Origin of the sequence: Sphingomonas sp. HITSZ_GF (genome assembly GCF_029543155.1) — a bacterium.
Lineage (GTDB): Bacteria > Pseudomonadota > Alphaproteobacteria > Sphingomonadales > Sphingomonadaceae > Sphingomonas.
Window position 1 is genome coordinate 574,977 of sequence record NZ_JARQXA010000002.1, and the last position, 26,851, is coordinate 601,827.

At 67.9% G+C, this 26,851-nt stretch carries 29 protein-coding genes and 1 tRNA gene; 11 read left to right on the forward strand and 19 right to left on the reverse strand.

What is annotated here, in order from left to right:
• Positions 1-117: 117 nt before the first annotated feature.
• A complete protein-coding gene (locus tag P6144_RS08620) occupies positions 118-1,665 on the reverse strand; it encodes an NAD(P)/FAD-dependent oxidoreductase (protein WP_277767325.1) in 1,548 nt (515 codons plus the stop codon).
• Between the two features lie 84 nt (positions 1,666-1,749).
• Here P6144_RS08620 and hisC point away from each other — a divergent pair, with 84 nt between their 5' ends.
• Both hisC and P6144_RS08630 read left to right on the forward strand, forming a co-directional pair.
• Positions 1,750-2,847 (forward strand): histidinol-phosphate transaminase, encoded by a 1,098-nt coding sequence (hisC, locus tag P6144_RS08625; RefSeq protein ID WP_277767326.1) that lies wholly within the window; start codon positions 1,750-1,752, stop codon positions 2,845-2,847.
• Positions 2,847-3,755, forward strand: coding sequence for a prephenate/arogenate dehydrogenase family protein (locus P6144_RS08630; protein WP_277767327.1), 909 nt, complete (start codon positions 2,847-2,849; stop codon positions 3,753-3,755). Before hisC ends, P6144_RS08630 begins: the two co-directional genes overlap by 1 nt.
• Before the next feature lie 177 nt (positions 3,756-3,932).
• On the opposite strand, the gene P6144_RS08635 is transcribed toward P6144_RS08630, so the two are convergent.
• The 4 genes from P6144_RS08635 to ftsE are packed head-to-tail and all read right to left on the reverse strand — an operon-like array spanning position 3,933 to position 6,728.
• Positions 3,933-4,616 carry a lysophospholipid acyltransferase family protein gene (locus P6144_RS08635; RefSeq protein WP_277767328.1) on the reverse strand — a complete coding sequence of 228 codons (684 nt, stop codon included), beginning with the start codon at positions 4,614-4,616 and terminating at the stop codon, positions 3,933-3,935.
• Positions 4,616-5,146, reverse strand: a complete 531-nt coding sequence (locus tag P6144_RS08640; RefSeq protein WP_277767329.1) for a YdcF family protein — start codon at positions 5,144-5,146, stop codon at positions 4,616-4,618. Before P6144_RS08640 ends, P6144_RS08635 begins: the two co-directional genes overlap by 1 nt.
• On the reverse strand, positions 5,143-6,027 hold the full coding sequence (locus tag P6144_RS08645) for an FtsX-like permease family protein (protein ID WP_277767330.1): 885 nt from the start codon (positions 6,025-6,027) through the stop codon (positions 5,143-5,145). Before P6144_RS08645 ends, P6144_RS08640 begins: the two co-directional genes overlap by 4 nt.
• Complete coding sequence (ftsE, locus tag P6144_RS08650; protein WP_277767331.1) at positions 6,024-6,728, reverse strand: cell division ATP-binding protein FtsE; 705 nt, start codon at positions 6,726-6,728, stop codon at positions 6,024-6,026. Before ftsE ends, P6144_RS08645 begins: the two co-directional genes overlap by 4 nt.
• A 202-nt stretch (positions 6,729-6,930) precedes the next feature.
• Here ftsE and P6144_RS08655 point away from each other — a divergent pair, with 202 nt between their 5' ends.
• Positions 6,931-7,668: an MJ0042-type zinc finger domain-containing protein gene (locus P6144_RS08655; RefSeq protein ID WP_277767332.1), complete on the forward strand. Its 738-nt coding sequence runs from the start codon at positions 6,931-6,933 to the stop codon at positions 7,666-7,668.
• Positions 7,669-7,674: 6 nt separating this feature from the next.
• On the opposite strand, the gene P6144_RS08660 is transcribed toward P6144_RS08655, so the two are convergent.
• A complete protein-coding gene (locus P6144_RS08660) occupies positions 7,675-9,027 on the reverse strand; it encodes an MATE family efflux transporter (protein ID WP_277767333.1) in 1,353 nt (450 codons plus the stop codon).
• A 128-nt stretch (positions 9,028-9,155) separates the two neighbouring features.
• Between P6144_RS08660 and P6144_RS08665 the strand changes: the two genes are divergently transcribed.
• Together P6144_RS08665 and P6144_RS08670 are read left to right on the forward strand one after the other, a co-directional pair.
• Positions 9,156-9,242, forward strand: a tRNA-Leu gene (locus P6144_RS08665).
• Positions 9,243-9,393: 151 nt separating this feature from the next.
• Complete coding sequence (locus P6144_RS08670) at positions 9,394-12,402, forward strand: TonB-dependent receptor (protein ID WP_277767334.1); 3,009 nt, start codon at positions 9,394-9,396, stop codon at positions 12,400-12,402.
• Positions 12,403-12,440: 38 nt separating this feature from the next.
• On the opposite strand, the gene P6144_RS08675 is transcribed toward P6144_RS08670, so the two are convergent.
• From P6144_RS08675 to flgB, 13 genes are all read right to left on the reverse strand, one after another.
• On the reverse strand, positions 12,441-13,412 hold the full coding sequence (locus tag P6144_RS08675) for a flagellar motor protein MotB (protein WP_277767335.1): 972 nt from the start codon (positions 13,410-13,412) through the stop codon (positions 12,441-12,443).
• Between the two features lie 3 nt (positions 13,413-13,415).
• Positions 13,416-14,279 carry a flagellar motor stator protein MotA gene (gene motA / locus P6144_RS08680; protein ID WP_277767336.1) on the reverse strand — a complete coding sequence of 288 codons (864 nt, stop codon included), beginning with the start codon at positions 14,277-14,279 and terminating at the stop codon, positions 13,416-13,418.
• A gap of 187 nt (positions 14,280-14,466) precedes the next feature.
• Positions 14,467-15,366: a flagellin gene (locus tag P6144_RS08685; protein WP_277767337.1), complete on the reverse strand. Its 900-nt coding sequence runs from the start codon at positions 15,364-15,366 to the stop codon at positions 14,467-14,469.
• Positions 15,367-15,372: 6 nt separating this feature from the next.
• Positions 15,373-16,716 (reverse strand): flagellar hook-associated protein FlgK, encoded by a 1,344-nt coding sequence (gene flgK / locus P6144_RS08690; RefSeq protein WP_277767338.1) that lies wholly within the window; start codon positions 16,714-16,716, stop codon positions 15,373-15,375.
• Positions 16,713-17,069 (reverse strand): rod-binding protein, encoded by a 357-nt coding sequence (locus P6144_RS08695; protein WP_277767339.1) that lies wholly within the window; start codon positions 17,067-17,069, stop codon positions 16,713-16,715. Before P6144_RS08695 ends, flgK begins: the two co-directional genes overlap by 4 nt.
• Positions 17,066-18,163 (reverse strand): flagellar basal body P-ring protein FlgI, encoded by a 1,098-nt coding sequence (locus P6144_RS08700; protein ID WP_277767340.1) that lies wholly within the window; start codon positions 18,161-18,163, stop codon positions 17,066-17,068. The genes P6144_RS08695 and P6144_RS08700 overlap by 4 nt, the downstream gene beginning before the upstream one ends.
• 17 nt (positions 18,164-18,180) lie before the next feature.
• Positions 18,181-18,876, reverse strand: coding sequence for a flagellar basal body L-ring protein FlgH (locus P6144_RS08705; RefSeq protein WP_277767341.1), 696 nt, complete (start codon positions 18,874-18,876; stop codon positions 18,181-18,183).
• A 10-nt stretch (positions 18,877-18,886) separates the two neighbouring features.
• Positions 18,887-19,675, reverse strand: a complete 789-nt coding sequence (flgG, locus tag P6144_RS08710) for a flagellar basal-body rod protein FlgG (protein WP_277767342.1) — start codon at positions 19,673-19,675, stop codon at positions 18,887-18,889.
• A 15-nt stretch (positions 19,676-19,690) separates the two neighbouring features.
• Complete coding sequence (gene flgF / locus P6144_RS08715) at positions 19,691-20,434, reverse strand: flagellar basal-body rod protein FlgF (protein ID WP_277767343.1); 744 nt, start codon at positions 20,432-20,434, stop codon at positions 19,691-19,693.
• A gap of 26 nt (positions 20,435-20,460) precedes the next feature.
• Entirely contained in the window at positions 20,461-21,768 is a 1,308-nt protein-coding gene (locus P6144_RS08720; RefSeq protein WP_277767344.1) for a flagellar hook protein FlgE, read from the reverse strand.
• A 27-nt stretch (positions 21,769-21,795) separates the two neighbouring features.
• Positions 21,796-22,509 carry a flagellar hook capping FlgD N-terminal domain-containing protein gene (locus P6144_RS08725; RefSeq protein WP_277767345.1) on the reverse strand — a complete coding sequence of 238 codons (714 nt, stop codon included), beginning with the start codon at positions 22,507-22,509 and terminating at the stop codon, positions 21,796-21,798.
• A 2-nt stretch (positions 22,510-22,511) separates the two neighbouring features.
• Positions 22,512-22,922 carry a flagellar basal body rod protein FlgC gene (gene flgC / locus P6144_RS08730; RefSeq protein WP_116839620.1) on the reverse strand — a complete coding sequence of 137 codons (411 nt, stop codon included), beginning with the start codon at positions 22,920-22,922 and terminating at the stop codon, positions 22,512-22,514.
• 3 nt (positions 22,923-22,925) lie between these two features.
• Positions 22,926-23,279: a flagellar basal body rod protein FlgB gene (flgB, locus tag P6144_RS08735; protein WP_277767346.1), complete on the reverse strand. Its 354-nt coding sequence runs from the start codon at positions 23,277-23,279 to the stop codon at positions 22,926-22,928.
• A gap of 217 nt (positions 23,280-23,496) precedes the next feature.
• Here flgB and P6144_RS08740 point away from each other — a divergent pair, with 217 nt between their 5' ends.
• The 6 genes from P6144_RS08740 (at position 23,497) to P6144_RS08765 (ending at position 26,836) form a co-directional block, all read left to right on the forward strand.
• Positions 23,497-24,159, forward strand: a complete 663-nt coding sequence (locus tag P6144_RS08740) for a MotA/TolQ/ExbB proton channel family protein (protein ID WP_277767347.1) — start codon at positions 23,497-23,499, stop codon at positions 24,157-24,159.
• Complete coding sequence (locus P6144_RS08745) at positions 24,156-24,668, forward strand: flagellar motor protein MotB (protein WP_277767348.1); 513 nt, start codon at positions 24,156-24,158, stop codon at positions 24,666-24,668. Before P6144_RS08740 ends, P6144_RS08745 begins: the two co-directional genes overlap by 4 nt.
• The gene (locus P6144_RS08750; protein ID WP_277767349.1) at positions 24,665-25,195 is read left to right on the forward strand and encodes a flagella basal body P-ring formation protein FlgA; all 531 of its coding nucleotides are present in this window, start codon (positions 24,665-24,667) and stop codon (positions 25,193-25,195) included. The genes P6144_RS08745 and P6144_RS08750 overlap by 4 nt, the downstream gene beginning before the upstream one ends.
• Before the next feature lie 69 nt (positions 25,196-25,264).
• Complete coding sequence (locus tag P6144_RS08755) at positions 25,265-25,558, forward strand: flagellar biosynthesis anti-sigma factor FlgM (protein WP_277767350.1); 294 nt, start codon at positions 25,265-25,267, stop codon at positions 25,556-25,558.
• A complete protein-coding gene (locus P6144_RS08760; protein WP_277767351.1) occupies positions 25,545-25,856 on the forward strand; it encodes a flagellar protein FlgN in 312 nt (103 codons plus the stop codon). The genes P6144_RS08755 and P6144_RS08760 overlap by 14 nt, the downstream gene beginning before the upstream one ends.
• A gap of 86 nt (positions 25,857-25,942) precedes the next feature.
• Positions 25,943-26,836 carry a lytic transglycosylase domain-containing protein gene (locus P6144_RS08765; RefSeq protein ID WP_277767352.1) on the forward strand — a complete coding sequence of 298 codons (894 nt, stop codon included), beginning with the start codon at positions 25,943-25,945 and terminating at the stop codon, positions 26,834-26,836.
• Positions 26,837-26,851 lie beyond the last annotated feature (15 nt).

Below are 26,851 nucleotides of genomic sequence, written 5' to 3' on the forward strand. Positions count from 1 at the left end.
TGTGCCGCATCGGTGCAACACAGCTGTATAGCTGTTCCCCGGCGAAAGCCGGGGCCCAGGGTTTCTCTTCCGTGTCGCTTTTGGCCCTGGGCCCCGGCTTTCGCCGGGGAACAGGAACTACGCCGCCTTCGCCTCGATCCGCTTCCCCAGGATCGCGCCCGCCGCCATCCGGCCGGTCTGCGCCGCTCCGTTCATATAGCCGGGGAAGGCATCGGAGAGATGCTCGCCGGCGAACCAGATCCGCCCGGCATGGGGCACCTGGTTGCCGTCCTCGTCCTCGACGCAGAGCAGCTTGGAGAAGCGGGTGAGCTGGCCGGGGGCATAGTTGCAATAGGCGCCGAGCGTCAGCGCCTGGGCGTGCCAGTTGGTGCGGGTGAAGGGGCCGGTGGCGGCTTCGATCAGCCCCGGGATCGCCGGCGCCGCGCTGGCGGCAAAGCGCTTCGCCAGCGCGGACGGCGCTTCGCTTTCGGCGCGCAGCACTTCGTCGCCGCCCAGGAACCAGGTCCACACCGGCGAGATTCCGTCCTTGCGGTGGACGCTCCCGTCCCAGCCCAGCGCCCAGCCGGCATCCGCATCGGTCTGCCACAGCTCGCCGCCCACGCCCATCGGCCCGCGCCACGGTGTCGCATTGGTGCCCGACTGGACCTTCTCGTTGAAGCCGAGCTCCATCACGTCGATGAAGGCGCGCCATTGCGCCGGCAGCGGCACGCGGAAATCGATCTGGCGGGTGAGCGGGGCAGGGACGGCGACGATCAGCGTGTCCGCCGCCTCCACCGAGCCGTCGAGGAAATGCAGCTTCAGCCCCGATTCGACGCGGAGCAGGCGTTTGCCGGTGGCGATGCGGGCGCTGTAATGCGCGGTCATCGCCTCGATCAGCGCCGAGCTGCCGCCCTCGATCACATAGCGTTCGTCGGCCCCGCCCAGCACTTCGGCGCGCGCGCCGTCCACCGTCGGCAGGTTGAAGATCAGCTCGATCGCTGAGGCCTTGTCGGGCTCCACGCCATATTCGGTGCGGCTGGTCGCCTCGAGCAGCTGGCGCAGCCAGGGCTCGCGGATCAGCGCGGCATGCTTGTCGAGATAGTCATGGATCGACATGCGATCGAGGTCGGGGGCGACGCGCGCCTGGTCCTGGTCGAGCCGGTCGGCATCCTTGCCGATCTGCGCGGCGATCGGGCGCAGCGCCTCGGCCAGCTCGTCGTCGGTGACGAGGCGTCCGTTCGCCAGGATCAGCGTGTCGTGCGCCTCGCCCTTGCGGTCGAGCAGCGCGATGTCGAAGCGCTTGAGCAGCGCGTGCATGTCATAATGGTCGGTATTGACCAGCTGCCCGCCCACTTCGAACGTCCAGTCGCCCGACTTGTGGGTGTACATCCGCCCGCCGGTGCGGTTGCGCCCTTCGTAGAGGAACGCATCCACGCCGGCGCTGCGCAGATGGTGGAGCGCGGTGAGGCCGGCAATGCCGCCGCCGATGATCGCCACGCGGCCGGCGGGGCGCGCCATTGCGGGGCGGGGCAGGGCACCGGCCAGCGGTGCCGCCGCCATTGCCTTCAGCACGCCGCGCCGCGTCGCGCCGCTCGCCCCCCGGACCGGCAGGGCCTGTCCCGCGGCTTCCAGATTCCGCCGTCGCGCTGCTTCCAGTGCGCGCCAGACGATAGCATTCCCCCGCATTGCCCCTCCGTGGCTCCCTTTAACCATGAAGCACTAGAGCGTGACCCTTGCCATCCGGTAACCATTCCGCCAAGCCGCGCGGCCATGACCGCACCCGTTCCCAAGCCCTGGATCATGGAAATCGCCCCCTATGTGCCGGGGCGCTCCATCACCGATGACGGCCGCAAGGTGACCAAGCTCTCGTCCAACGAGAACCCGCTCGGCACCTCGCCCAAGGCGCGCGAGGCCTTTCTCACCGCCGCGACCAGCCTTGAGCGCTATCCCGATGCCAGCGCCGTCGAGCTGCGCGAGACGATCGCGGCGAAATACGACCTCGATCCCGCCCGCATCATCTATGGCAACGGCTCGGACGAAGTGCTCCATCTTGCCGCCGGCGCGTTCGCGGGGCCGGGCGACGAGATCATCTACGTCCATTACGGCTTCACCGTGTACCCGATCGCCACGCGCCGAGTCGGCGCGATTCCCGTGGTGGCGCCCGACAAGGATTACGCGACCGATGTCGATGCGATCCTTGCCTCGGTGACCGACAAGACCAAGATCGTCTTCGTCGCCAACCCCAACAACCCGACCGGCACCTATGCGCCGCGCTCGGAGATCCTGCGCCTCCACGCCGGGCTGCGCAGCGACATCCTGCTCGTGCTCGACCATGCCTATGCCGAATATATCGAAGGCGACGACGATGACGGCGGCATGGAGCTGGCGCGCACCGCGCCCAACGTGCTGGTGACGCGCACCTTCTCCAAGATGTACGGCCTCGCTGCCGAGCGGATCGGCTGGGGCTATGCCTCGGCGTCGATCATCGAGGCGATGCACCGCATCCGCCTGCCCTTCTCGATCACCATCGCGGGCACCGCGGCGGCGGTCGCCGCGCTGGCCGACACCGATTTCGTCGATCACACCAAGGCGCATAATGCGCAGTGGCGCCGCTGGTTCTCGGACGAGATCGCCAAGCTCGGCAACAAGGGCCTGCGCGCCGTGCCGAGCCAGGCCAATTTCGTGCTGGTGCTGTTCGAGGGCCAGCTGACTGCCGAGGCGGCGTACAAGGGGCTGATGGACGATGGCTATATCGTCCGCTGGCTGCCCGGCCAGGGGCTTCCCCACGGCCTGCGCATCACCATCGGCACCGAGGACGAGACGCGCGGCGTGATGGCCTCGCTCCGTGCCATGGCGGGCGAGGACTGATGCTGCCCTTCGCGCGCGTCACCATCATCGGCCTGGGCCTGATCGGCTCGTCGATCGCGCGCGCGGTCAAGCAGCACATGCCGAGCGTCCGCGTGACCGGCTTCGATGCCGATCCGGCGGTGCGCGAGACGGCGGTGCGCATCGAGTTGTGCGACGACATCGCCGACACCGCGGGCACCTCGGTGATCGATGCCGATCTCGTCATCCTCTGCGTCCCCGTCGGCGCGATGGGCGCGGCGGCAGCGGACATCGCGGCGGACCTGCCCGCCGATGCGATCATCAGCGACGTCGGCTCGTGCAAGGAAAGTGTGGTCGAGGCCGTGCATGCGGCCCTTCCCGGCGCCGTCTTCGTCCCCGCGCACCCGGTGGCCGGCACCGAGAATAGTGGGCCCGAGGCGGGCTTCGCCTCGCTGTTCCATGGCCGCTGGTGCATCGTCACCCCGGTCGAGGGCACCGCGGAAGTCGCGGTCGAACGCGTCCTCGAATTCTGGCGCCGGCTGGGCGCCGAGGTCGAGACCATGGCCCCCGATCATCATGATCGCGTCCTCGCCGTCACCAGCCATCTGCCGCACCTGATCGCCTATACGATCGTCGGCACGGCGTCGGACATGGAAGAGGTCACCCAGTCCGAAGTGATCAAATATTCGGCCGGCGGCTTCCGCGACTTCACCCGCATCGCCGCGTCCGACCCGACGATGTGGCGCGACGTGTTCCTGGCCAACAAGGAAGCGGTGCTCGACATGCTCCAGCGCTTCTCGGAGGACCTCACCGCGCTCCAGCGCGCGATCCGCTGGGGCAAGGGCGACGAGCTGTTCGAGCTGTTCAGCCGTACCCGCACGATCCGCCGCTCGATCATCGAGCAGGGTCAGGACGACGCCGCACCGGACTTCGGACGCACCCACAAATAGGGACGGCCGGCTTTCTGGCGGCTGCGCTTTGGCGCTGTTGGAAAGATAGGATCACGCTCGCGCAAGATTGTTGCGAGATGGGCGGGCTTGTGGCGCTTGGGTCAACGCAAGGCGGTGCGAATCCGCTCTTGGCGTGTACTTCATGTACTTTGGCGGGCGCCGCCACGCGCCGCGCTCTCAGCCGTTCAGCGCGTTGATCCCGGCATGGACTTCGGCTTCGGCCTCGGCGCGGGGCAGGCCCGGCGGGATCGGATCGAGGAAGCGGAAGGTGATGATGCCCGGTTTCTTCACGCCGTGCTTGGTCCAGACATGGCCGCTCTTCACCGCGATCGGCACCACCGGCAGGTCGAGCATCCGATAGAGCCCGGCAAAGCCCGAGCGCAGTTCGGGCGCCTCGCCCGGCTTCACCCGGGTGCCTTCGGGGAAGATCAGCACCGAGCGGCCCTGCGCCAGCGCGGCCTTGGCGTCCTTCATCATCGAACGCAGCGCCGCGGCATTGGCGGTGCGGTTGACGATGATCACGCCGTAGCGCCGCGCCGCCCAGCCCCAGAGCGGGATCTGCGCCAGTTCGCGCTTCATCACCGTGGCGGGCGAACCCAATAGCCGGCTGAGCTCAAGCGCCTCGAAGATCGATTCATGCTTGCCGGCGAACAGCACCGGCCCCTTGGGGATCGTTCCTTCGATCCGCACCCGGATCCCCAGGATCCAGCGCGCCAGCCAGCTCATCATCGCCACCCAGGCCATTGCATAGGTCCTGAGCGAATCGCCGCCGAGCAAGGCAACCAGCGGCACCAGCAGCACCAGCAGCACCGAGGCGCCGTAGAACAGGATCGAGAAGACCAAAGTCCGGAGAAGGTTCATCAATTGGCGCCGAGCAGCAGTGCGATCCGGCGCACCAGATATTTGTGATATTCGCGGAACAGCATCGCGAAGCCGGGCTGGCTGCGCACCGGATCGCCGACCACCTCGACGCCCTCCAGCGCATGCGCCAGCTCGAGCCGCGCGCGCGGCATGTGCCAGTCGGAGGTGACCAGCCGCACCGTCTTGTACTTGTGCTCGCGCACCCATTCCGCCGTTTCCTCGGCATTGGAGCGGGTATCGACGGCCTGCCAGCCGAGATCGACGCAGCAGCGCATCAGCTTGCGGTCGATCTTGTACTCGGCGGCGAACTCGCCGGGGCGGACATCGGGATCGACGCCGCTGACCAGCATGCGTTGCGCATCGCCAGCGCGCAGCACCTCGAGCCCGCGGTCGATCCGCTTGGGGCCGCCGGTCAGCACGACGATCGCATCGGTCTTGCGATCTTCGAGCGGCTTGCCGAGCGACAGCATGAACGCCGCGAAGCCGAGCAGCCAGGCAATCACGACCAGGGCAATCAGGCGCAGGATCACAGCGTGCGGCCCAGCGCGCGCAGCACGGTGCCCCGCGCCGCGAAGGTGGCGAGCAGTGCGAAGCCCAGCGGCAGGAGCAGCAGCAGGAACCAGTCGCGCTGCTGCAGCGCCACGCCGCTCAGCATCTCCGAGCCGACCAGCGCCATGCGCGACTGCAGGAACCAGACGAGCCCCAGCGCCGCGCCGGTGCCGAGCAAGCCGCCGAGCAGCGTGTCGAACGCGATCCGGCGCTGGAACAGGCGAGCGATCTGGACATCGGTGGAGCCGAGCATGTGGAGCACATCGATGGTGTCGCGGTGCGTGTCCAGCCCCGAACGCGCGGCGAGCAGCACCACCGCGGCCGTGGCGGTGGCGATCAGCAGCATCAGCCCGACGGCGAGCCAGCTCATCGTGGTCATGAAGCTGCGCACCGGCGAGAGCCACTGGGCATGCCGGTCGATCCGCGCGCCGGGCACGATCGCGCGCGCCGCTTGCTCCACGGCGGTGGTGTTGCCGCCGCGCGTTTCGACGTCGATCATCGCCGGCATCGGCAGATCGGGATCGAGCCCGGTATCGCCGAGCCAGGGCTTGAGCAGCTCGGCGAGCCGCTGGCGATCGACGTCCTGCGCGCGGACCACGCCGGGCAGCTTCGAGACCGCGGCGCGGATCGCCGCCGCCTCGCCGTCGCGCACCGCGGCATTGGGCTCGACGATCTGGATGGTCAGCCGCCCGGCGAGCTGACGGTCGAGCTGCGCGGTGGCGGCGAACATGCCCAGGCCCAGCGCGCCGGCGAGCACGGTGAGGAACAGCATGATCGCCATGATCCAGGTCATGGCGCGCGTCCGCCGGCTCTCGTCGAGCAGGCGGCGATCGGGCGCGTTGGGGTTGAGGCTCAGCTTCACGACTGGCGCCCCGGCGGGTTGCGCAGCGCGCCGGTGGGATCGTTGAGCCGGCCTTTTTCCAGCCGCATCATGTGCGCGTTGGGGATGCGGTTGAGCAGGTGGAAGTCGTGCGTCGCCACCACCACGGTGGTGCCCAGCCGATTGAGGCTGTCGAACAGATGGAGCAGCCGCTCGGCCATGTCGGGATCGACGTTGCCGGTCGGCTCGTCGGCGACGAGCAGCTCGGGGCGGGCGATCACGGCGCGGGCGATGGCGATGCGCTGCTGCTCGCCGCCCGAAAGCGTCGGCGGCTTGGCCCTGCCGCGATCGGTGAGGCCGACCCAGGCGAGCATCTCGCGCACCGGCGCCTCGATGTCGTTCTCCGACACGCCGGCGACGCGCAGCGGCAGCGCGATATTGTCATAGGCGGAGAGGTGCGGGACCAGCCGGAAATCCTGGAACACCACGCCGATGCGGCGGCGGAAGCCGGGCAGGCGGGCGCGGGGCAGCGCGCCGGCATCCTCGCCGAACAGGCGCACCGTGCCGCGGCTCGGCCGCTGGGCGAGGTAGAGCAGCTTGAGCAGCGAGGTCTTGCCCGCGCCGGAGGGGCCGGTGAGGAAATAGAAGCTGCCGGTGTTCAGCGCGAAGCTGATGTCCGAGAGAGTCTCGTCGCCCGAACCATAGCGCAGGCCGACATTCTCGAATTGAACGATGCTGGCCATCTGGCTCCCGGCGCTTCCCAGGCGCCAGCCATCGCACAGGGATTTGACGGGCTCAAGCGCGGTGCGTCCAGTGTGTGTCCCGATCGCCACCCTTGGCCAACAAGCTGGGGATAGTGGGCAAGCGGACTCTTGTGGCCGCGAATCGATGGGACTAGAATCATGGCGTTCGGGCGACAGGGTGCCCGGTGTCGTGAGACGCTTGATGATCCTCGAATGCAGCCAGTGCCGTACCCGCTATCTGGTGCCGGACAGCGCCATTGGCGCCGATGGCCGTACCGTGCGCTGCGCGAGCTGCAAGCATAGCTGGTTCCAGGCGCCGGTCGCCGCGCTCGACCTGACGACGCGCGCCGCCGTGAGCGACGGGCCGGTTACCGATGCGCCCAAGCGTGAGGAGGCGCCGAAGCGTGAGGCGCCGCGCGTGTTCGACGATGCCTCGATCAGCGCCACGGTTGCGGGACCCGCGCCGGACTATGATCCCTTCGCCACCCAGCCGCCGTTCAAGCCGCGCAGGAACCCGGCGCGGCGCTGGACCGCGGCTGCGTTCGTCGCCGGCTTCTCGATGCTGCTCGGCACCGGTGCGATCCTCTATTCGGGCGCGCCCGGCCTGGCTGCGCAGCTCGGGCTCGGGCTGGGCGGCGAGGTCGAGACGCCGCTGGTATTCACCGACAAGAATGTCGAGCTGAAGTCGCAGACCAATGGCAGCGAGCTGTTCATCATCTCGGGCAAGGTGGCGAACCCCACCGCCGACAAGCAGCACGTCCCCGATATCCGGATCGAGCTCAAGGACGAGCAGAACCGGCTGGTCTATAGCTGGCGGGTGACGCCGCAGGCGCGCGAGCTGGGGCCGAAGCAGACGATCGACTTCAACTCGGCGCAGCTCGATCCGCCGCGCAGCGCGCGCTCGGCGCGGCTGAGCTTCGCGACCGAAATCGGCGGCTGACCGACGCTAGCGGAATCTCCGGCTGACCCGCCATAGCCGCGCGCCGTGGAGTGCCGCGGCGACCACCATGCCGCTGCCCGACGCCAGAACGAGGCCGAACGCGCCCATGCCGGCGAGATGGACCAGCGCCAGTCCGGTGCCACCGGTGACGACGAAGAAGGCGATCACCGAATTGAACCCGGCCACCACCTGGTCACCCAGCGAGCGCAGCGCATAGACGAACACCACCTGCATCCCGTCGAACAGGATGAACGGCGCCCAGACCGGCAGCATCGCCAGCGCGAGCCCATGGACCGCCGGCACCGCAGGGAACAGCGCGACAAAGGGCTGGGGCAGCAGGATCAGCAGCATCGCCAGAAAGCCGGTGGCCAGCGCCGAGAGCGCGGCGGCGATCACCGTGCGCCGTGCCGCGGCCTGGGGCAGGCCCTCGCCTACGGCATTGCCTACCCGTACGCCCGCGGCGGAGCCGAGCCCCAGCGCCACCGAGAAGGTGACGTTGTGAATCGAAAAGACGATCTGGAAGGCATGGGCGGTCACGTCCCCCAGCTCGGTCGACAGCGCGATCAGGATCGAGAAGCCGACCAGCTCGAGCCCCGAGGCGATCGCCGGCACCAGCCCGAACCGGGCAAGGTCGAGCGCGCCCTTCAGCGATTCGCGGCTGAACAGTCCAGTGAGGTCGTGCACGCCGCGCCGGCGGGCGCGGGGCAGGGTCCAGGCCGCGCCGATCATCCCCGCCGCGCCCAGCGCCGAGGCGATGGCGGTGGCGAGCGCAGCCCCGGTCGCGCCCATCTCCGGCAGGCCGAGATGCCCGCCCGACAAGGCCCAGGCGAGCAGCGCGTTGATCGGCAGGATCGAGAGATTGACCACCGTCACCCGCTGCGGCCGGCTCACGCCTTCCAGGAAGAAGCTGCCGGCGATGATCAGCAGCTGGAAGGGATAGGCGAGCGCCATCACCCGGACGACCTGCGCGGCGCCCACGGCGACGTCGGGCGCGACGCCGATCCCCAGCAGCATCGGCCGGGCGAAGGCGAAGAGCAGCAGCGCGCTCACCAGCCCCAATGCAAGGGCGAGCAGCACGCCCTGGTGCAGCACCCGGCCGGTGCCGCGCAGGTCCTTCGCACCGTCGGCGCGCGCGACATGGACGAGCACGCCGGTCAGCGCCCCCAGCCCCATCACGATGCCGGGAAAGGTCAGCGCGCGGCTGGCGCCCAGCGCCGCGACCTGCCCGGTACCGGTCCATCCGACCACAACGACGTCGGTGACGTGCAGGATCGTCCAGTTGAGGCTGGTCAGCATCACTGGCCAGGCCAGCGCCAGGATTCGCCGCGTCTCGGCGGAAAGGGTGGGGGACAGCCACATGGGATGGCGGGCTTAGGGATTTCGGCCGGTTGAGGAAAGCGTCGCGGAAGCGCTTGCAATGTCCGAAACGCGTTGCTAGGGGCCGCTGCCTTACCAGCCGTCGGTACCCATCTGACGGAGTTTCACGTGCGGTCGTGGCGGAACTGGTAGACGCGCAACGTTGAGGTCGTTGTGGCCGAAAGGCCGTGGAAGTTCGAGTCTTCTCGACCGCACCAGTGAAAAATGCAGGCGCCCGGCGAAATGCCGCGGCGCCGCAATTTTTTCGGAACCCCGGTACATTTCTGCGACATGTCTCGGTTAGCCACCCATCATTCATGGTGGCGGTGTCACTGCGCCGCGGGGTTTACGGAAGAGGGTGGGAATTCGATGCGTTCGAAGTTGATGCTGGGATCTGCGATTGCCGGATTGCTGGTCGGTGCCATGCCGGGTGCGGCGCTGGCCCAGACGCAGCCGCAGACGGCGCCCACGCCCAGCCCCACGCCTGCGCCGCAGCCGAGCCATCCGGCCCAGTCCGCGCCCGTCGCGGACGATTTCGGCGATGAAGGGGGCGCGATCGTCGTCAACGGCGTGCTGCCCGGCGCGGTGAAGACCGATGTGAAGCCCGAAGTGCAGCTCAATCCGGCCGATATCCGCGCCTATGGCGCTTCAAACGTCGCCGAGCTGCTCACCACGCTCCAGGCGCAGCTCGGCAGCAGCTCGGGCCGGGGCGACGAACAGCCGGTGATCCTGATCAGCGGCCGCCGTTCGAGCATGAACGAAGTGCGCGACCTTCCGACCGAGGCGATCGAGCGGATCGACATCCTGCCCGAGGAGGTCGCGCTGCAATATGGCTATGGCGCCACGCAGAAGGTGATCAACTTCGTACTGCGCAGCCGCTTCCAGGCAGTAACCACCGTGCTCGAGGGCACGATGCCCACCGGCGGCGGCAATTCGACCCAGAACGCCAACGTCAACATCCTCAAGCTGAACCGCAACGGCCGGATCACGCTGGATGTGAAGTACAACCAGAATTCGGGGATCCTCGAGAGCGAGCGCGGCGTGACGCGCGCGGCGACGTCGCTGTTCGACACGGTGGGCAACATCACCGGCTATGCCGGTGCCGAGATCGATCCGGCGCTCAGCGCGCTGGCCGGCACCCCGGTGACGGTGGCGGGCGTGCCGATCGGCGCCACCGGCGGCCCGCAGGCGCTTAGCGCCTATGCCGCCAATGCCAATGATCCCAACGTCACCGACCTGACTCCCTATCGCACGCTGGTGGGTCCGGCGAAGAACCTGGCGGTGAGCGGCATCTACAACCGCGCGCTCTCGCCCAAGGTCACCGCCACCGCGACGATCAACCTCGACGTCACCGAAAGCGAATCGCTGCTCGGCCTGCCGAGCGCGACGCTGCGGCTGCCCGCCGGCAATCCCTGGTCGCCGTTCAGCCGCGACGTCCAGCTGCTGCGCTACTACGACAATCTCAACCCGCTCTCGCGCGGCAATGGCAGCCAGTCGCTGCGCGGCGAAGTGACGATCAACGGCGACAGCGCGCCGTGGATCAAGAGCTGGCGCTGGTCGGTGAACGCCAATTACCAGCAGACCGGCAGCGATTCGACGACGACGGTCAGCTTCGACCCCAGCCAGATCCAGGCGCTGCTCGACGCGCGCGATCCCAATTTCAATCCGTTCGGCCCGGTGCCCTACAATCTGCTCGGCAACCGGCCGGACAGCTGGACCGAATCGACCGCCAAGGTCGGCAATGTCGAGTTCCTCACCAGCGGCGCGGTCGCCAAGCTGCCGGCGGGCGACATGACTGCCAGCCTGCGCATCGCGGGCCGGACCAACGACCTGTCGAGCACCTCGTCGCGGCTCGGGGTCGTCACCGGCAGCACGATCTCGCGCGATACCGGCAGCGTGCGCGGCAACGTCACCGTGCCGATCACCAGCCGCCGCCGCGCCTTTCTCGACGCGATCGGCGATCTTTCGGTCAACGCCAATTTCGAAGTCGAACAGCTTTCCGATTTCGGCCGGCTGACCACCACCGGCTATGGCTTCAACTGGTCGCCGATCACCCAGGTCCAGGCGATCGTCAGCTTCATCGACGACAGCAATGCGCCGGCGCCGGGCCAGCTCGGCAATCCCACGCTGATCACGCCCAATGTGCCGGTCTATGACTATGTCCGCGGCGAGAGCGTCAACATCACCCAGATCACCGGCGGCAATGCCGCGCTGGTGGCGGACAGCCGCAAGGTGTTCCGTGCCGGGCTCAACATCCGCCCGCTGAGCGAGACCAATCTCGGCATCGTGGTGAACTATACCAACACGCGCTTCCGCAACGCGGTGCAGGCCTTCCCGGGCGCCTCGGCCGAAGTCGAGGCGGCATTCCCCGATCGCTTCGTCCGCAACGGCGCGGGGGAGCTGGTCAGCGTCGATTATCGCCCGGTCAATTACGATCGCACCGAGCATCAGGAACTGCGCTGGGGCTTCAACCTGTTCCTGCCGATCTCCTCGCCCCAGGCGACGCGGATGCGCGAGCGCCGCGAGGCCTTCCAGAAGGCGCGCGAGGAATCGCGCCGCACCGGCCAGCCGATGCCGGCGGAAATGACCGCGATGTTCGAGCAGATGCGCAAGCTCGGCCAGCAGCAGAGCCTGTTCGGCGGCACGCTGAGCAGCCAGTTCGGCGGCCCGCGCCAGGGCCAGCGGCAGGAAGGCCAGGGTCAGCAGGGCCAGGGCCAGCAGAACCAGTCGCAGGGCACCAGCACCACCCAGGATACCGGCCAGGCCCGCGTCACCGAAAATGCGCCGGCCCAGGGCAGCGCGCCTGCCGGCGGCCAGGGGCCGGGCGGCGGCGGCTTCGGCCCCGGTGGCGGCGGTCGCGGCTTTGGCGGCGGCGGTCGTGGCGGCTTTGGCGGCGGCGGTAACCGCCTGATCTTCAGCGCCTATCACACCTGGGTGTTGAAGGACGAAGTGATGATCCGGCCCGGCCTGCCGGTGATCGACCGGCTCGACGGCTCAAGCGCGCAGACGATCGCTTCGCACCGGGTCGACGTGATCGCCGGGATCAAGCGCGATGCGCTGCTGTTCCAGCTCAACGGCAATTGGACGGCGGGCACCAGGACGACGACGGGTACGCCGGGCAACACCAGCCAGCTCCATTTCGGCAGCCTTGCCAAGCTGGGCATGCTCGCCGAGTTCAATCCCGGCCAGGACATCGACTTCCTGCTCAAGCACCCCTGGTTCCGCGGGTCGCGGGTCCAGCTGCGCGTCGACAATGTCTTCAACGCCCGCCAGCGGGTGACCGACGAGAACGGCCTGACCCCGGCCGCTTATCTGCCCAATCTGCGCGATCCGGTGGGTCGCACGGTGAAGCTCACCTTCCGCAAGCAGTTCTTCTGAGGCTGGGTTCCCCGGCTTTCGCCGGGGAACGGGATTGGTCAGTGATCGAGCGGCGATCCGCCCTCGCGGCTGGCGCGCAGGCCGGGGCGGAAGCGGCCCTGCTGGTCCTGGTCCATGATCCGGCGATAGAGCAGGGTGATCGAGACGCGGCGGTTGCGTGGATCGGCGGGATTCCCGGCGATCAGCGGCTCGCGGTCAGCCACGCCCTCGATCCGCTCGAAGCGCATCTCGGTCACGCCGCCGCCAAGCAGGCGCCGGCGCGTCGCTTCGGCGCGGCCGCTGGAGAGCATCCAGTTGTTCATCGCCAGCGGATCGCCATAGCCGAGACTGTCCGTATGGCCGCGGATCATGATCGGGTTTTCCATGCTCTTGATCGAATCCGCGATCGTGCCGATCAGCGCGCTCGCCTCGGGCACCAGCGCAGTGGTGCCCAGGTTGAACATCGAATAATTGGCGTCGTCGATCAGATCGATCCGCATCCCGTCGCGCGTCGGCACGAAGCGGATATGGTTGGCGAGCTTGGACAGCGCCGGCGTCATCTGCATGCGCTGGCGGATCCGCTTCACCGTCTCGTCGAAATTCTTCTGGTCCTGCTGGGTCAGCGCGCGCTGGTCCTTCAGCGTGCCCTTGGCGCCGGTGCCGACATCCTTGCCGCCGCTGCCGCCCACGGGCACGGTCAGCGACTTGGTGCCGGTCTGCGACGCCTTGCCCGGATAATTGTCGCGCTGGTTGATTGCTTCGCCGCCGAACAGCCCGTTCGAGCCGGCGCTGTTCTGCTTGAGCTCGACCAGCGTCGGCGCGAAATAATCGGCCAGCGCCTTGCGCTGCTTCTCGGTGGTGGCGCCCAGGATCCAGAGCAGCAGGAAGAACGCCATCATCGCGGTCACGAAGTCGGCATAGGCGACCTTCCAGGCGCCGCCGTGATGGCCGCCATGCCCCTCGACGATGATCTTCTTGACGATGATCTTCGGCTGGAGCTGGTTTCCGTGGGGTGCGCGCGGAGCGGCCATGGCTTAGCGACCGCGCAGCCCGTCGAACACTTCGCCGAAGCCCGGCTGGTTGGCGTGCGCGATGCTGGAGCGGGCGGCCTCGATCACCAACGGCTGCGGATGGCCGTGGAGCGAGGCGATGATGATCTGCTTGACCACGTGGTAGATCGCCGAATCGGCATCGATCACCTGCTGGAGGCGGCCGGCGAGCGGTGCGACGATGCCATAGGCCAGAAGCACGCCCATGAAGGTGCCGACCAGCGCCGAGCCGATCATCGCGCCCAGGATGCTGGGCGGCTTGTCGATCGAGCCCATCGTCTTCACCACGCCGAGCACCGCGGCGACGATGCCGAGCGCCGGCAGTGCGTCGCCGAGCGACTGGAGCGTCGTCTGCGGGCCCTGCACCTCGTGGTGGTGCGTCTTGATCGAGTTATCCATCACTTCCTCGACCGCGTGCACGTCGAGCGTGCCCGACGAGACGACGACGAGGCGCAGCGTGTCGGTGATCAGGTTGATCAGCGTGTGATCGGCGAGCAGGCGCGGATATTCGGAGAAGATCGCTGAGGATTTGGGATCCTCGACGTGGGGCTCGAGCGCGATCGGGCCCTCGGTCCGCAGCATCTTCATCAGCTTCGAAACCAGGAAGATCGTGTCGAGATAGTCCTGCTTCTTGTACTTCGGGCCCTTCAGCACCTTGGCCAGGCCGCCGCCGAGCGCCTTCAGCTCCTTCATCGAATTGCCGATGACGAGCGCGCCCATCGCGGCGCCGCCGATGATCAGCATTTCGTGCGGGATCGCTTCGAGCACGGGGCCGAGCGCGCCGCCGGTGATCGCGAAACCACCGAAGACCATTGCCAGCAGGATGACCAGGCCGATTGCCGGAAACATGTGCGCGAAACCCCCGATTTGTCGTCTCGGTTAACGACCGTTTCGCCGTGATCTTCAGTCGAAAATCATGGTTAATTCGTTACCGCGGCGAATAAATTTGCGTATTTTGCTTGGGTTTCGCGCAAAAGCGGCCTAGCCGCGCCGCCCCTTTGGCTGGCGCGGCGGAAAATCCGGGCCGTGCAAAAGCTTATTTCAGATAGTTGAACAGCGAGAGGCTGGTCAGCTTGGTGAAGGTCGACTGGGTCGCCGACAGCACGGTCAGTGCCTTTTGCAGCTCGATCGTCGCGCTGGCGATGTCGGTATCCTCGATGCCCGAGCGCATCGTCTCGCGCGTCTCGGCTACCGCCGTCATCTGTTCGGACTTGAGATCGAGCCGCGCGCCGCGCGCGCCGATCGTGGCGCGGGCCAGCGTGACCTGGTCGAGCGAGGCGTTGATCCCGGTCAGCGCAGTGCCGGCGGCGGCCTTCACGTCGGTGCCCGATTTCAGCGCATCGGCGAGATCGCCGATGATCGCGAACATGTCGGCCTGGTCGGTGGTGAATACGCGCTGCCCGCTGATCGAGGGCTGGATGCTCTCGCCGTCCGCGACCGGGATGGCCGAAGGCTCGCCGGTGCCGGCGAAGCTGATCGAGCCGTCGTCGTTCTTCACATAGGCGCTGTCGCCGGTCACGCCGCCGAACAGCGGCTGGCCGCGGATGTCGTCCTTGGTGTTGGCCAAGCCGTAGAGTGTGTCGCGGATCGCGCTCAGTTCCTCGCCGATCGCGGCCCGGTCCGAATCCGAAAGCGTGTCGTTGGCGGCGCGGGTGGCGAGCTCGAGCGCGCGCTGAAGCTGCGTCTCGACGCTTTCCAGCGTCTGGTCGGTCTGGGCGAGCACGCTCGACGCGACGTTGATGTTCGACTTGTAGGTCGCATCGGCGGTGGTCGCCTGGGTGATCTGCTGCAGCTTCACATAGGCGGCGGCATCGGTGACCGCGGTCACGCCCAGCTTGGTCGTGGCGATCTGGGTCTGCGCCTTGTCGGCCTGTGCCGTCAGCTTGGTCATCAGCGACGTCGACTGGCTGTACATCTGCGAAGTGGAGATACGCATGATCGCTTACCTGATATCGAGGATGGACTGGAGCGTCTCGCGCGCGACCTGGATCACGCGGGCCGAGGCCTGATAGGCTTGCTGGAAGCGCATCAGATCGACCGCCTCCTCATCGACATTGACGCCGCTCACCGAATCGCGTGCCGAGACCGCGGAGTCGCGGATCGAGGTCTGCGCGTCGACGATGCTGTTGCGGCCGGCGAGCGCAGCGCCGTTGGCCGCGGTGAGATCGGTCACGCCCTGCTCGAAATTGCCGCTGGTGCGCAGCGTGTCGAGCCCGGCGAGATTGCTGTTGTCGCGCGTGCCGCCGCCGGTCGCAGCGGCGGCGATGCCGCGCGGATCGGTCATCGCGATGCTCAGCTGATAGGCGGGATCGCCCACCGTGAAGATCGGCTGGCCGGCATTGCCCTGCAGGTCGTCGCCCGCGGCCTGGACCGCGTTGACGCCCTCTGCGAACTGCTGCGCCATCTGGCTGATATCGTCGCGGGCCGCGGCAATGCGGGCGCCGCTCTCGGCGATGCCGGCCATCGCGCCGCCATTGGGCGACATCGACTGGACCGCGCCGGTGGCCTGGCGCACCGAGAAGGAGAAGGCGCCCTCGTCGTTGCTCTGCACCAGCACGATCGCGGCGTTCGCGCCCTCGACCAGCGTCGGGCCACTGGCGCTGCCGGCCTGGACGGTGGCGCGGCCATAGCTGTCGAAGCTCACGGTGACGTCGGTGAGCGCGCTCATCTGCTCGAGCATCTGGTCGCGCTGGTCGAGCAGCGCCGCCTGGCCTGCCGTGCCTTCATCGGCGCGGGCGAGGCCGGCATTCACCTTGGCGAGGCTGGCCGACAGGTTGTTGAGCTGCGTCACCGCGGTATCGGCCGAGGCCTTGAGATCGGTCATCGCGCTGTCGAGCGCCTTGCCCGTCGCGGTGAAGGCGGCGGCGACGCCATTGGCGTTCTCGAGCATCGTCGCGCGCGCCGGCAGCGCAGTCGGGTCTGCCGCCACGGCCTTGGCCGAGGTGAAGAAGGCGGTCAGCTGGGTGCCGAGCTGGTTCTGCGTCAGGCTGGTGTCGATCCGCCCGAGCCAGGTCGCGCCGGTCATCGAGCGGGCGAGATCCGAGCTGGCGGTGCGCACTTCGGCGGCGCGGAACTGGTCGGCCGAGCGGACGACGCCGCCCACATTGGCGCCCAGGCCCGACGTGGTCGCGCTGGTGTTGCCGCCGATCGCGACGACTTCGCGCACGGTGGCGACGCGGCGCGAATAGCCCGCGGTCGCAGCATTGGCGATATTGTCGGACGTGGTGGCGAGCGCGGACTGATAGGCCCGCGCGCCGCTCGCGCCGATCGAAAGGAGATCGGTCATTTGACGGTGCCTCCATCAGTCGCCGCCGGCGCAGTGTCGGCAGCGGGGGCGGTCTCGGTCTTCATGCCCTTGGCCAGGAATGCGGTCATCGCCTTGCCGATGCCGATCGGGGCATGCACGGCCATGCTCTGGGCGAGCTGCTGGTCCTGCATGTCGCGGAACTGGTCCTCGCCCTTGCTGTCGAACAGGCCGTCGCCAAGCTTCGCCTGGCGCATCGACTTGAGCATCATGCCCGTGAAGACCGCCTCGAAGCGCTGGCCGGCGGCTTCGAGATTCTCCTTGGACGCGAGGCGCGACGTGTCGGTCGACACGCCGCCCGACGGGCTGGTGGAAAGGGCGATGGGATCGGTCACAGGATGATCAGCTCCGCCTTGAGCGCACCGGCTTCCTTCAGCGCTTCGAGGATCGCGACGAGATCCGCCGGCGACGCGCCGATCGCGTTCACCGCCTTGACGATGTCCGAAAGCTTCGGGCCCGCTTCCATCAGGAACATCGGGTGCTTCTCCTCCTCGATGCCCACCGTGCTGTGCTGCTCGGTGCGGGTCTCGCCCTTGCTGAACGGCGCGGGCTGGCTGGTGCGCTGGTTCTCATCAATACGAACGGTCAGTTTACCATGTGTTACCGCGGCCGGGCTGACACGGACGGCGGAGTTGATCACCACCGTGCCGGTGCGCGCGTTGACGATCACCTTGGCGGGTGCTTCCGCAGCCTCGACGGTGAGGTTCTCGACCTCGCTCATCAGCTCGGCGCGCACGTCGCGGCCCTCGGGCACCTGGATGGCGATCGAGACGCCGTCGAGCGCACGGGCGCGGCCCGGGCCGAAGCGGCCGTTGATCGCATCCTGCACGCGCTGCGCCGTGGTGAAGTCGGCACGGGCGAGGTTGAAGGTGAGGAAGGGCGACTTGTCGAAGCCGGTATCGACGGCGCGCTCGACCGTGGCCCCCTCCGGGATGCGACCCGAGGAGGGAGTGTTGACCACGATCTTCGAGCCGTCGGCACCTTCGGCACCCAGCCCGCCCACGGCGAGGTTGCCCTGCGCCATCGCATAGATCTGGCCGTCGGCGCCCTGGAGCGGGGTGAGGATCAGCGTGCCGCCGCGCAAGGATTTGGCCTTGCCCATCGACGAGACGGTGATGTCGAGCTTCTGGCCCGGCTTGGCGAAGGCGGGCAGTTCGGCGGTGATCATCACCACCGCGGCGTTCTTCAGCCCCGGCGCGACGCCCGAGGGCAGCTGCAGGCCGAAGCGCGAGGTGACGCCCTTCATCGACTGGACGGTATATTCCAGATTGTCGTCGCCCGTGCCCGGCAGGCCGACGACGACGCCATAGCCCGTGAGCTGGTTGGTGCGGATGCCCTGGAAATTGCCCAGGTCCTTCACGCGCTGGGCCTGCGCCGGGGTGGCGGCAGCGAGCGCCAGGGCGGCGAGGGCGAGGAAGCGGCGGATCATGGCTCTGGCTCCGGCTCTTAGAAGGGGCTGATCACGGAGAAGAATCGGCTCAGCCAGCCCTGGCGGCTGGCGCGGGCGACGTCGCCCTTGCCGGTATAGGCGATGCGGGCATCGGCGACGCGCGTCGAGAGCACGCGGTTGTTCGCGTCGATATCGGCGACGCGCACGATGCCCTTGATCTGGACGAACTCGTCGCCGCGATTGAGCGTCACGCGCTTCTGGCCCTGCACCAGCATCGTGCCGTTCGGATAGACCGCGGCAACGGTGACGCTGATCTCGCCCGACAGCGCATTGGCCTGGTCGGCGGTGCCGGTGCCGTTGAAGTTGCGCTTGCCACTGACGCTGGCATCGCTTTCCTTGAACAGCGAGAGCGCGCCGGTGCTCGGCGGGGCGACGCTGAAGCCGCCCGAGCTGTCGAGCTTGGTGCCCGCCGACTTGGAGGCGGCGGTCTTCTCGACCAGCAGGATCGACAGCGGATCGCCGACACGGCGGGCACGCTGGCCCTCGTAGAGCGCGGCATAGCCGTCGCTCGCCTGGAAGATGCTGCCATTGGCGGGCGCAGGCGCGGGCGTCGCGGCGGGAAGCGTCACGGAGAAATCCTCCTTCTGCTTCTTCTTGCCGATGCCGAGGAACTGCGCCTTGGCGGGCGTGGCGGTGAGGGCGAGGCCGGCGGCGATCAGCGCGCCGGTGGCGAGGCCGGTGAGGAACTTCATCGCGCGGCCCTCAGATGTTCTGGTTGACATATTTGAGCATCTCGTCGGTCGCCGAGATCATCTTCGAGTTCACCTCATAGGCGCGCTGGGTCTCGATCATGTCGACCAGCTCCTCGACGACGTTGACGTTCGAGCCTTCGAGCATGCCCTGGCGGACCGTGCCGCGGCCATCGACGCCGGCATTGCCCAGCGCGACGGTGCCGCTCGCGGGCGTCTCGATCAGGTAATTGTCGCCCATCGCCTGCAGGCCCGCCGGATTGGGGAAGCTGGCGATCTGGATCTGGCCGATCTGGGTGAGGTCGGTCTGGTTCGGCATCTGCGCCGAGACGGTGCCGTCGGTGCCGACGGTGACCGAGATCGCGCCCTCCGGGATGGTGACGCCCGGCATCACCTGATAGCCTTCCGAGGTGACCAGCTGGCCTTCGGCCGAGCGCGAGAAATTGCCCGCGCGGGTATAGCCCAGCCCGCCGCCCGGCAGCTGCACCTGGAAATAGCCGTTGCCGTCGATCGCCATGTCGAGGCCGTTGCCGGTCGTCTGGAGCGAACCCTGGGTCTCGAGGCGCTGCGTCCCCTGGACGCGCACGCCGGTGCCGAGGTTGAGGCCGGTCGCGTACTTGGTCTCCGCGGTCGAGGCGGCGCCCGGCGCGGTGACGACCTGATAGGCGAGCGTCTGGAAGCTGGCGCGGTCCTTCTTGAACGCCGTGGTGTTCACGTTCGCCAGGTTGTTCGAGATGACCCGCATGCGCGTATCCTGAGCGTCGAGGCCCGTGCGCGCGATGTGCAGTGCTGCCGATCCCATGGTTCTAACTCCTTATCAGGACGGCATCCGCATCAGCGATGCGGAGCTCTCGTCCATGTTCTTGGCGTCCTTCAGCAGGCCCGCCTGGACTTCGTAGGCGCGCTGGTTCTCGATCATGTCGACCAGCGCCTGGGTGAGGTTGACGTTCGACTGCTCGAGCGAGCCCGACGTCACCTTTGCATCCATGTCCTCGGGCAGCACGCCGCCGCCCTTCACATGGAGGAGATTGTCCAGCCCCTTGGCAGTCTGCGTGCCGTCGGTGCTGCACAGCTTGATCTTGTCGATCACCTGCGGCTGCGTCGCGTCGCCGCCGCGCGGCACGATCGAGACGGTGCCGTCCTCGGAGATCGTCACCTTGTCGGCGGGCGGCACGGTGATGGGGCCCCCCGACCCCATCACCGGGAAACCGTCGCCGGTTTCCAGCACGCCCGAGGGCGCGATCGTCAGATCGCCGCGCCTCGTATAGGCTTCGGTGCCGTCGGTGGCCTGGACCGCGATCCAGGCGTCGCCGTTCACCGCAACGTCGAGCGGGTTGCCGGTCTGGATCATCGTGCCCTTCGTCCGGTCGAAGTCGTTGACTTCCTCCGCGGCGAACTGGCGCGAGTCCATTCCGGTACCCTGAAGGACCAGCCGGTCGAAGCTGACGCGCTCGGCGCGGAAGCCGATGGTCGAGGCGTTCGCGATGTTGTTCGCGATCGTCGCCTGCGACTGCATCTGGCTCCTGAGCCCCGACATCGCGGTATAGACAAGCCGGTCCATGGTTTGCTCCTCCTCAGCCGATCAGATCAGCTGCGGATGTTGAAGATGGTCTGGGACATCTGGCTGGCGGTATCGAGCGCCTTGGCATTCGCCTGGAAGTTGCGCTGTGCCGCGATCAGATTGACCAGCTCTTCGGTGATGTCGACGTTCGAGCGCTCGATCGCGCCCGACATCAGGCCGCCGAACCCGTTGGTGCCCGGCTCGCCCAGGCGCGCATCGCCCGAGAAGCCGGTTGCGGCCCAGGTCGAGTTGCCGAGCTGGCGCAGGCCGGCATTGTTGGTGAAGCTGGCGAGAACGACCTTGCCCAGTGCCTGGGTGTCGCCGTTCGAGAAGCTCGCGGTCACCGTGCCGTCGTCGCCGATGGTCACGCCTTCGATCTGGCCCACCGGCGAACCGTCCTGGGTGGTCGAGTTCAGGCTGAACGGCGAGCTCACCTGGGTGGTGCCTGCGGTCAGATCGAGCTTGATCACCTGCTCCGAAGTCGCGCCCGGCGCCAGGAAGCCCATGAAGGTCACCGGCGTGGTCGGGCTCGAGAGCTTGCCCGTGCTGTCGAACTTGAGCTCGAACTGCGAGATCGAGTCGGGATCGTCGCCGGCATTGAGCTGCTGGTCGCCGACGAACGAATAGACCTTCCAGGTGCTGGTGGCGTCGTCGCCGGTCGGCTTGGTCTCGCGGACGAAATAGTTGGTCAGCGTCAGCGCGTTGCCGTTCGCGTCATAGATCGTCGTCTGGACCGACTGGTTGTAGGTGGTCGGGTCGAAACGGTCGAACTTGTATTCGGTATCGTCGAACTTCGCCGCTTCCGACGGGATCGCCGAGCCGGCATTGAGGTTCAGGCCGAGCTTGACGTTCTCGGTCGCCTCGGGCGTGCCGCTGGTCTGCGGTAGGCGCAGGCTGACGGTCGAGGAAAGGCCGGTCGCGACCACCGCGCCCGAGCCGTCCACCGGATAGACCTGCAGCTTGTTGCCCTGCGCGTCGACCACATAGCGATCGGCATCGACCTGGAAGCTGCCGTTGCGGGTGTAGGCAACGCCGTTGCCGCTCTTCTCGTCGCCCTTGACGATGAAGAAGCCGTCGCCCGAGATCGCGACGTCGAGCGCCGACGAGCTCTGGGTGAAGCCGCCCTGGCCGAACTGCTGGCGCACTGCCTTCACGACCACGCCCGAACCGACCATCTGGGTCGGGTTCATGTTGGCGGTCGACGCGATGACGTCGGCGAACTGCGTGGTGCTCTTCTTGAAGCCGTTGGTCTGCACGTTCGCAAGGTTGTGCGAGATCGTCGACATGTCGGTCTGAGCCGCCTGAAGGCCGGAGAGCGAGGTGAAGAAGGACATTTTCCGTTACTCCTTGGAAAAACTGGTTCAGCCGACCTGCCAGATGGCGTCGGTGGTGATGTTGCCTACGCCGGTGACGGAGAGGACGGGCTTGCCGTCCGATCCCATCGAGACCGCGCTCACGGGCGCCCAGACGAGCGGGGCGGACGACACGTTGCCGGTGCCGTCGGTTGCGATGGTGCTGACGGTGAAGGGGCCGTCGCCGGCGGCTTCGCCGCTGTCGGTGGTGCCGTCCCATTCCCAGGCGACCGCGCCCGAATCCTGCGCACCCATCTCGATCGTCTTCAGCGTGTTGCCGTCGGCGTCCTTGATGGTCACGGTGACGTTGGTCGCGTCGTCGGCCAGGGCGACTGCGCCGGCCAGGCCGCCCGAGGTGCGCGGATAGGCAGTCGAGCCTTCGACCAGCACCGTCTTGCCGACATAGCCGATCGCGTCGTTGAGCGAGGTGGTGCTCAGCTGGCTGGCGATCGTCTTCAGCGTCGAGCTCATCTCGGTGATGCCCGAGAGCGACGAGAACTGCGCCATCTGGGCGACCATCTGGCTGTTGTCGACCGGCTCGAACGGATCCTGGTTCTTCAGCTGGGCCGTCATCAGCGCCAGGAAGTCCGAAACGTCCATGTCGGTGGTGCCGAGCTGCGACGTGTCGGTGGTGTTGTTGAGCGTGGTGCCCGTCGTCGACGTGGTGCCCGCATCATAGCGGGTGATCCCCAGGCTCGAGAGGGTGGTATCGAAATCACTCATGTTCAGCGACCCAGCTTGAGGGTGTCGACGATGAGCTGCTTGGCAGTCTGCATCACTTCGACGTTGTTCTGGTAGTTCCGGGCGGTCTCCATCATGTCGACCAGCTCCCGGGTCTCATCCACGGCGGCTTCCCAGACATTGCCGTCCTTGTCGGCCATGGGGTTGCCGGGATCGTAGCGCTTGGTGGGGTCCGAGCCCGCGGTGACGACCTGCTCGACATCGACGGTCGACATGCCGCTCGCCTGATCGAAGGCGGTGCGGAACACCGGCTTGATCGTGCGATAGGCAGCGTCCGGGCTCGATGCGACCGTGCCGACATTGGCGAGGTTCGAGGCCGTGGTGTTCATCCGCACCAGCTGCGCGCTCATCGCGCGGCCGGAGACCTGGAAGATCGAAAGCGGCTGGTCGCCCATCTCTTATTCTCCCTTCAGCGCGCGCGTGATCTGGCCGATGCGGCCGTTCAGGAACGACAGCGTGGTCTGATAGGCGACGGCGTTTTCGGCGAAGGCGGTCTGCTCGGTCGCCAGCTCGACGGTGTTGCCGTCGGCCGAGGGCTGGAGCGGCACGCGGTAGAGCGTGTTGGCGTCGATCGAGGAGTCGAGCGAGCCGCCGGTCGCGGTCGCGCTGTTGAGCGCGGCGCGGAAATCGATGTCCTTGGCCTTGTAGCCAGGGGTGGATGCGTTGGCGATGTTCGACGCCAGCATCCCCATGCGCTGCGAGCGCACGGCAAGCGCTGCGCCATGTACGCCGAATAGGCTGTCGTTGGGCATTGCACGTCTCCCGCACAAAAGGTTCGCGACCTTCCTAGCAACCACCGTGCCAATTTCGCTGGAGACGCCAAAAAACCGCCTTTCCCCTCAGGAGCGGCAAGCGGCGGCAAGGTTTTGCCGGCGTGTCGGCACGCGGTTGCCGGTCCGGCAGGGCTTGCCGGGCGCTCGCCCTCGCACGGGCAATTGGCCCGCCTCTTGCACCCATGCGGGCATGGATATGAATGTGCTTCCCGCGCTCGGGACCTTCCTCGATCCGCTTGCGCTCGCCATCGTCGGCGGGGGAACGCTGGCGGGAGCTGTGCTGCGCACCGCGTCGGGCGATCTCGTCCGGGGCGTCGCCGCACTCGGCACCCTGCCGCGCCGCCGCTTCGACGGCGATCCGCTGGTCGCCCAGGTCGCGGCGCTCACCCGCATCGCGCGCCGCCACGGCGTGATCGCGCTCGATCGCTCGAAGATCGCCGACCCGGACATCGCCGCCGCGGTCGCCGCGATCGTCGACGGTGCCGGTCCCAGGGATGTCGAGACGCTGCTCGAGCAGCGCCGCTGCACCCGCTTCGAGCGCCACCGCGGCGGCTGGGAGCTATGGTCGGGCGCTGCCGAGCTGGCGCCGGCGATGGGCATGGTCGGCACGCTGATCGGCCTGGTCGGCATGTTCGCCGCGATGAAGGATCCGCAGACGATCGGCGGCGCGATGGCGGTCGCCTTGCTCGCCACGCTCTATGGTGCGCTGCTCGCCAATCTCGTGCTGCTGCCGATCGCCACCCGGCTCAAGCGCCGCGCGCGCCACGAAGCGCAGGAGCGCCTGCGCCTCCAGCCCGGCCTCGCCGCGCTTGCCGCCGTCGAGCCCGGCACCGGCACGCTCAAGGAGATCGCGGCGTGACCGTCCGTCTGAGCGTGTTCGACGAGGACGAGCCCACGCGCGCGCCCTGGCTGGTGACGCTGGCCGATCTGTCGCTGCTGCTCGTCGGCTTCTTCGTCTTCCTCCAGGCGAGCCAGGTCGATCCCGGCAAGCTCGCCGCGGGCATCCGCGCCGGCTTCGGCGCGAGCGAGGCCGCGCCGGCGCCGATGCCGGTCGACCTTGCCACCGCTACCGGCTTCGCGCCCGGCTCCGCGCTTCCCGGCGACACCGCCTCGGCGCTCGAATGGGCGCGCACCGCCGCGCATGACCCGCGCACGCGCCTGCGGATCACCGGCGAAGTCGACGGCACGGCCGCCGATGTCGATCCGCTTACCGGCAGCGGCCCGATCCTCGCCGCCGACCGCGCCCGCGCCGTCGCTGCGCTACTCATCCGCAACCACGCGATCGATCCGTCGCGCATCGTGCTTTCCACCGGCCGCGGCCAGCGCCGCGCCGTCCTCACGCTTGGCTTCGAAGGAGACCGGCCATGATCCTCGCTCTCGCACTCGGCCTCGCCGCCCAGGATTTCCAGTCTGTCGCGGCGCTCGACACCGTCGTCACCCAGTTCACCGGCAAGCAGGTCGGCGAGCAGGGCGGGGCGATCGCCCCGATCGACCGCCGGCTGAAGCTCGCCGCCTGCGCCGCGCCCCAGCTCGACTGGCGCAGCGAAACGCATGACGCGGTGGTGATCCGCTGCATGGCGCCGACGTGGAAGATCTTCGTGCCCGTCGCCGCGGTGCCGCGGCCCAAGGCGGTGCCGGCGGCGCCGATGCCGGCCAATGTCGTCGTCCGCCCTGCCGTGCCGGTGAAGGTCGAGCCGGTGATCAAGCGCGGCGACGCCGTCACGGTGGAGGCCGGCTCCGAAGGCTTCTCGATCTCGCGCCAGGGCATTGCGATGAACGATGCTCCTCCCGGCGGCCGGATCAGCGTCAAGGTCGACGACAAGCAGCCGCCGATCCAGGCGATCGCGATCGAGCCCGGCCGTGCCCGCCTGCCGGGCTTCGCCGAAGGCAGCTGAAATTTTTCCGTAAAGCTCGCGTGCCTGCGGTCGTTTGAAGCATTGCAGGCACAGCGAGGATTGCAGGCAATGGTGGAATCAATCGGCACGAAGGCAGGCACGGTCACCGACCGTCGCACTGTGCCCGTTGAACCCGCTGCGAAGGTGGCGGCGCTCCGTCCGGTCGCAAACGACACGCCGGCGGTGCAGAGCGCCGCGGCGGAGATCGCCGGCACGGCCGGCGCGCAGGCCCCGGTCGATGCCGATCGGGTGGCGCGGATCCGCAAGGCCATCCAGGACAACAAGTTCCCGCTATCGCCGTCGACGATCGCCGATCGGCTGCTCGCCTTCAAGCTCGATTGGAAGTCCCGTGAACCGTCGTGAAGCGCTCATCGAGGTGATCGAATGCCTCCACGCCGAGATCGCGGCGCTGAAGGCCAACGACGTCGCCGCGCTCGAAGCGGCCACCCGATCCAAGATCGCCGCGATCGACACGGTCGCGCTCTATGACGGCGAGGCCCCCGGCCCCGAGGTCCGCGAGCTTGCCGCCGAGGCGCACAAGCTCAACGAGACCTGCCGCATCTATGTGAACCTGATGGCGGCAAATGTTCGCCGCCGCCTGCAAATCCTTTCCGGTCAGCAGGCGCCGTCCTACAAGGCGGCAGGGTACGCCCTCGCCTGAAAGGGCATGGCTAACCCCCATTAACCAGAACTGGCACGGTCCTTGCTGCGATAGCCCCGAATAAGGGCAATCCGGATCAGGACTAGATGAGCGTCACTTCGGTCAACTCCAAGGCAAGCGTCCAGACGGCGATCGCCGCGGCAAGCCGCAAGACCGGCATCGACTTCAACTATCTGCTCGGCCAGGCACAGGTCGAGAGCGGGTTGAACGCGAATGCGCGCGCCGGCACGTCTTCGGCCACCGGTCTCTACCAGTTCATCGAGCAGAGCTGGCTCGGCGTGGTCAAGCAGCACGGGGCCGAGCATGGCCTGGGCTGGGCGGCCGACAGCATCAAGCAGACCAGCTCGGGCCGCTACGTCGTCAGCGATCCCGCCGCCCGCAGCGCCATCCTGAATATGCGCAGCGATCCGCAAACCGCGGCGCTGATGGCCGCCGAGCATGCATCGGACAACAAGACCGCGCTCGAGGACAGCCTGGGCCGCCCGGCCACCGGCACCGATCTCTACATGGCGCACTTCCTGGGCCTGGGCGGCGCCGACAAGTTCCTGAGCGCGATGGCCGAGAGCCCGGACCGCACCGGCGCCTCGATGTTCCCCGCCGCAGCCCGCGCCAATCGCGGCGTCTTCTATGCGTCGAACGGCCAGCCGCGCACGCTTTCGGAAATCTACAGCCGCTTCGCCGGCAAGCTCGACCAGGGTGCTGCCGCCGGCGGCGCCACCGGCACCGCTTCGACCGGGCTCGACGACGGCTTCTCCGCCGCCGCCCGGGCCTGGAGCGACGGCGACAACGAAGTCGTGCTCGGCAACGGCGCGGTCGATGGCGACCGGCACTGGGTGCAGAACACGCTGGCCCAGCTCAACGTCTCGCGTCCGGAAGGCAGCACGGCGACCGATCCGCTCGGCCGCCGCATCGATCCGCTGCGTCCGACGCCGGAAAATGCCCGCCTCGCCTATCTCATGCTCGCGAACCTGGGAGCGTAACCCCTAGTGTCTGCA